The organism is Brunnivagina elsteri CCALA 953 (genome assembly GCF_002289455.1).
In the GTDB taxonomy this organism is placed as follows: domain Bacteria; phylum Cyanobacteriota; class Cyanobacteriia; order Cyanobacteriales; family Nostocaceae; genus Brunnivagina; species Brunnivagina elsteri.
Genome location: NZ_NTFS01000432.1, coordinates 1 through 5,289, shown reverse-complemented (window position 1 = coordinate 5,289; position 5,289 = coordinate 1). Strand labels below are relative to the sequence as shown.

Sequence of the window (5,289 nt, the reverse complement as noted above, 5' to 3'; positions counted from 1 at the left end):
GATATATGTTGCTGTAAATATCGTTAGTCAGGATACAATCTCAAGATAGCCAAAATAAATGTATCGATTTGTGGTTTGATAATTTTGGTATAAGCCAGTCGCTGCATTGACTTGAGCCTAATCTCCGTTCCCAAATCCATGATTACGCATTCTAACTTAGAACAAGCATTAAAATTTTACTTCGGTTACGACAATTTCCGTCCTGGACAGAGGCAGATAATCGAAATAGCTCTGGAAAATCGGGATATGTTGGTGGTAATGCCAACGGGAGGAGGAAAATCATTGTGCTTTCAACTACCAGCATTGGTAAAAAAAGGCATAACAGTGGTTGTATCACCTTTGATAGCATTAATGCAAGACCAAGTAGATGCATTGCGAAAAAACGGGATTGCGGCGACATTTTTGAATAGCAGCTTGAATAGTTATAAAGTGCGATCGCGGGAACAAGCCATACTCGAAGGTAAGATTAGGTTACTGTATGTTGCTCCCGAACGGTTGATGAGCGAACGATTTTTGCCGTTTCTCGATTTAGTTCACCATCAAGTCGGGGTTTCCAGCTTTGCCATCGATGAAGCACACTGCGTCTCGGAATGGGGACACGACTTTCGACCAGAATACCGTCAATTGCGATCGCTGCGATCGCGCTTTAATAATGTTCCCGTACTAGCACTGACAGCAACCGCTACAGATAGGGTACGTGCAGATATTATCGAACAGTTGGGATTAAAGCAACCCAACATTCATATTGCCAGTTTCAACCGCGAAAATCTCTATTACGAAGTTCGTCCCAAAACCAAAAATTCCTATGCAGAATTATTAGAATTGGTTCGGGAAAATGACAGTTCAACTATTATTTATTGTCTGACTCGCAAACAAGTCGATGAACTGACACTGAAACTTCAACATGACAAAGTATTAGCTTTAGCCTATCACGCAGGTTTAAACGACGAGGAACGCAGCACTAATCAAACAAGGTTTATTCGGGATGATGTGCGAGTGATGGTAGCAACGGTTGCTTTCGGAATGGGGATTAATAAACCTGATGTTCGGCTAGTTATTCATTATAATTTACCGCGAAATATTGAAAGTTATTATCAAGAATCTGGACGTGCGGGAAGGGATGGGGAACAGTCGAGATGTACCCTATTTTTAAGCTTTGGCGATGTGAAAACAATTGAATGGAGCATTAACCAAAAAACCGACGAACAAGAACAAAAAATCGCACGACAGCAACTTAGGCAAACAATAGATTATGCCGAAAGTACTCTTTGTCGTCGGACAATTCAACTTGGTTATTTTGGCGAACAATTTGATGGTAATTGCGGTAATTGTGATAATTGTCGCTATCCAAAACCGACTCAAGATTGGACAGTGGAAGCAATGAAGTTTCTGTCATGTATTGCCAGAACGAAAGAGAAATTTGGGATGAACCACATTATTGATATTTTGCGTGGTGGCAAAACCGAAAAAATCAAACAATATGACCACGAACAATTATCTACATACGGTATTGGGAAAGATAGAACTGCCGATGAATGGAAAATGTTAGGACGTTGTTTATTACAACAAAGATTACTTGAGCAAGGTACAGACGGCTATTTTGTCTTGAAGTTAAATGCTGCAAGTTGGGAAATAATGCGTCGTCAGCGTCAAGTTGCGATCGCAGTTCCTGTTGTCCAGAAAGCTAGTATTAAAGAGACTAGTATCAATACTATTGAAGGTGAGATGTTAATGCAAAAATTGCGGGTTTTGCGTAAGACTTTAGCCGATATTCAAGGTGTTGCCCCATATATTATTTTCTCTGATGCTACTTTAAAATCAATGGCACATATTCGTCCACAAACTAAAGCGGATTTGAGTAAAATTTCTGGTGTTGGTAGTAGGAAATTAGCTGAGTATGGTGATAACTTTTTATCTGCAATACGCAATTTTTGCCAAGAAAATAATTTAACAACTCAAAAAGTTGAAGCTAAACCCGTACCTGTTGATAATTCACCTTCTTCTACAGAATTAACAACATTAAAGCTATATCAACAAGGGATGAGTGTTGATGAAATTGCCCTAGAAAGAAGTATTCGCTCGACAACGGTAATCCGTCATTTATCTGATTTGATTGAGAAAAATGAGGCAATTGATATTAACTTATTAGTGCCTGCCAATAAACAACAAGTGATTTGGAAAGTCTTGGATACGCTTGGTGATGTTGCTCTGACACCAATTAAAGAATATTTAGGTAATGATTATAGTTTTGACGAAATTAGGATAGTTCGAGGTGTGTGGCGAAATAAAAGCAAGAAATGAGATAATTTAGAGATGCTTCACTGCAATATTTTTCAATTCATTTTTATCAGAATTGATAACTTTCTTGTTTGTAGTGAACTATAAGAGCCTTGCAGAAAATAAAATATCTGAATTCTACAATCATTAATCATATCATTTGTAAGGGCGGGAAAACCCTGCCCCTACAGTTTATTTATGAGATTTTACATAAACATTGAATAAATATAAATATTCACTCCAGTAAATATACTCAATGTTAAATTAATGGTCATTGATAGAATACTGTAAAGTATTTAATACCTAAAAACTTTAAATAAATAACTAATTAATTCAAATAAGAAAATGACGAAAATTATTGGTATAGATAACATGACTGTAGAGGAAGTCAACAAAGAACTATCTCATGGTGGTAAATTTGTTGTTTTTCCCTATTGCTTCTCGATAGTTATACTGACTTTTAAACGTAGCTCAGATATTCACTTCATTAAAGCAGGAGAACCCACCTTTAGTAAAAACATCCAATTCATCCTAATTTCACTTTTCTTGGGTTGGTGGGGTATTCCTTGGGGAATTATATATACTATTCAATGCTTAATTGATAATTTCAGAGGTGGGAAAAATATCACCGAACAGGTAATTTCAGCACTCAGAGAAAGTTAATTTTTATCAATTTATTAATATCAATTGGGAATCTGAATTCAAGAAAATATAACAGTTTTTTGTATAGATTGATGTTGGGTTACGCAAAGCCTCCAACGTCTTTTTTGTGAAAATTGAACAATGAAATGGAGATGCGATAGGCAAAAATCCCACATTCTTAATATCGCATCTCCAGATAAAATTACTGTAACTTCACAACTTGACGTAGCAACATTACGCGACGTGCGTCAACTAATTGGGCAAAGAAGCCACGTTCGCTTAATGATTGGAGTGTGGTTTGGGCATCTCTGGAATTAGTTGTAAAAACAGCTAGTAAATAAGGACGTTGTGCGTAGGAAACAAAGCCAATGTCACCACCAACAACTTGCTGCACTTGTTTAGCGACATCAGGATTGTTAAAATAATCGACTAATACGGCATATCCCTGACCAAGTGCTTGCGGTTTAAAATTGGCTGGTTTGGCAACTGGTGCATCCTGAGGTCTGGTAGTAATAATTGCAGATAAACCCGCAGAATCACGTATGAATCTTGCCCAACGATTAGCGTCGTCAAGTTTAGCAAAACCACCAATGCGCGTTACAGTATCATTGAGATATCTACAAACACTGGTGTTAGTGTCGTTCGGCAAAACCCGGCGTAACTGGTTTTGATTATCAGTACTTGGACTAACAATCAATAGAAGGTATTCACCAGCGTTAGGAGCTCGGCAAGTGGGAATTTTCTGTTGAGCGATCGCGGAATTTGTGCTACCTAACAGAGATACAATCGCGATCGCAATTGCACTAGATACAGTCTGAAGTCTCTCCACCACAGTTGAATACATAAATTGCTTCTTTTACAAGATTCCCCGAAATAGATTTTGTTCCCAAAATTTGAGAAATAGGTATTAAGTAATTCCCAATTTCCCATTCCCTTTTTATAGACTGACTAGTGATGCCAAAGGTTCTGTGATTGACTCAGAAGGTGCTTCAAATTCCCCTGTAATCACATATTCTAAACGCAACTTCAACCAGATAATAAACTGCTGATTGGTCGAAATCACTGCCGCACATGGTTGAGGACATTTACCCTTAATTGTTTGCATTTGCGGAGCTTCCAGGAAAGCAGGTTGCTTCACCAGCCAAAAATCAATTTCTTTTTCTTGTTCGTGGTAATAACGAGTTCGTTCCTTGAGAACCTCCTCAAAGGGTTCTTCTTCGAGTAAAAAGCGCTGGCTTGCTAAAACGTAATAGTATGTTGTCATTGTCAATTTCCCATAGCTCTATTGAATCTTCTATCCAATAATTTAAGGGCACAGTGACACCAACTGTACCCCTATTTATCAATTCTTTTTGAATCGGTTAAAAAGCGATCGCAATGGATTACTCAATGGATTACTCAACTGATTAAACGGACAACCACTCTTATTAGTAGTATCATCAGTTACTTTACCTCCAGCTGTTAACCTTGTCAAAAACAAGGAATTATCGAAATAGTGTTCCATTGAGATAATCTTTAAATCATCGGTGACTCGTGCTATGCTCATGCCGATAATCTCCACTGTTTCACCAGTGGGGGCAAAATCCTTGTATTTTCCTCGGAAATGTCCCCAATGTCTCCATTTAAATGTAACAGTCGGAGGTCCCGAATATACTTCCAATAATTCCCAAGGGAAACCTTGGGGAAAAGCACTATGGAATGTTTTGTGGGACGATTCAAAGCTTTCCTCAGATGACTTGTAATGTTCTGAATCTGCCATGAAGGTATTGTACGTACCCTTTGCTCCCAATTCGACAGCATCAAATTCGCGATCGCCATTTGTACTGACACGAAATTTATCTTGTACTACTGATAGCCATTGTTGGGGATTTGTCTTGAAGGATACTTCCATTTCAAAGGTTCTCACCAAGTTTTGAACTATGGATTCTAGGGAACCTTCAACGTGATTGCATATACTTTCTTTGGCTAAGTTTTCGTTGCCACGGGAATAATCCGGTGGGGAACCAGTACGCCAATCAATGTTAGCCTGTCTGTTGTACCCAATTACCGTATCTCGGTGTTGTACCCAAAGCGGGAGACTATTGCTTTCTGTTGCACTCATAAAACCTCTGGAAGTTAAAATGTCGGTTTTTTGAGATTCCGCAGTTAAAACCCCTCTAGTTAAGTTAGGAGTTGGGAGTTGGGAGTTGGGAGTTGGGAGTTGGGAATCAGGAATCAGGAATCAGGAATCAGAATTTTTTGATCCGTAATGCCTAATGCCCAATCCCCAATCCCCAATCCCCAATCCCCAATCCCCAAAATTAAAATTCCCCACGCATTGACATTTTCATTTCTCGCACAGCTCGTTCTATTCCCACTAAAGCCGCTCGA

The 5,289-nt window shown here is 38.6% G+C and carries 5 protein-coding genes; 2 read left to right on the top strand and 3 right to left on the bottom strand.

From position 1 onward, the window contains the following. Positions 1-138: 138 nt before the first annotated feature. Positions 139-2,301, top strand: a complete 2,163-nt coding sequence (gene recQ, locus CK510_RS25700; RefSeq protein ID WP_095724376.1) for a DNA helicase RecQ — start codon at positions 139-141, stop codon at positions 2,299-2,301. Between the two features lie 321 nt (positions 2,302-2,622). Further along, positions 2,623-2,940: a hypothetical protein gene (locus CK510_RS25695; RefSeq protein ID WP_095724375.1), complete on the top strand. Its 318-nt coding sequence runs from the start codon at positions 2,623-2,625 to the stop codon at positions 2,938-2,940. A 181-nt stretch (positions 2,941-3,121) separates the two neighbouring features. On the opposite strand, the gene CK510_RS25690 is transcribed toward CK510_RS25695, so the two are convergent. From CK510_RS25690 to CK510_RS25680, 3 genes are all read right to left on the bottom strand, one after another. Then, positions 3,122-3,763 carry a hypothetical protein gene (locus CK510_RS25690; protein ID WP_095724374.1) on the bottom strand — a complete coding sequence of 214 codons (642 nt, stop codon included), beginning with the start codon at positions 3,761-3,763 and terminating at the stop codon, positions 3,122-3,124. 93 nt (positions 3,764-3,856) lie between these two features. Beyond that, positions 3,857-4,183 carry an MgPME-cyclase complex family protein gene (locus CK510_RS25685; RefSeq protein ID WP_095724373.1) on the bottom strand — a complete coding sequence of 109 codons (327 nt, stop codon included), beginning with the start codon at positions 4,181-4,183 and terminating at the stop codon, positions 3,857-3,859. Positions 4,184-4,261: 78 nt separating this feature from the next. Continuing rightward, positions 4,262-5,020 carry a SnoaL-like polyketide cyclase gene (locus CK510_RS25680; RefSeq protein WP_095724372.1) on the bottom strand — a complete coding sequence of 253 codons (759 nt, stop codon included), beginning with the start codon at positions 5,018-5,020 and terminating at the stop codon, positions 4,262-4,264. Positions 5,021-5,289 lie beyond the last annotated feature (269 nt).

Coding starts and splice junctions, on each gene's coding strand:
- recQ (WP_095724376.1), top strand. CDS start 139: ATGATTACGCATTCTAACTTAGAACAAGCATTAAAATTTTACTTCGGT.
- CK510_RS25695 (WP_095724375.1), top strand. CDS start 2,623: ATGACGAAAATTATTGGTATAGATAACATGACTGTAGAGGAAGTCAAC.
- CK510_RS25690 (WP_095724374.1), bottom strand. CDS start 3,763: ATGTATTCAACTGTGGTGGAGAGACTTCAGACTGTATCTAGTGCAATT.
- CK510_RS25685 (WP_095724373.1), bottom strand. CDS start 4,183: ATGACAACATACTATTACGTTTTAGCAAGCCAGCGCTTTTTACTCGAA.
- CK510_RS25680 (WP_095724372.1), bottom strand. CDS start 5,020: ATGAGTGCAACAGAAAGCAATAGTCTCCCGCTTTGGGTACAACACCGA.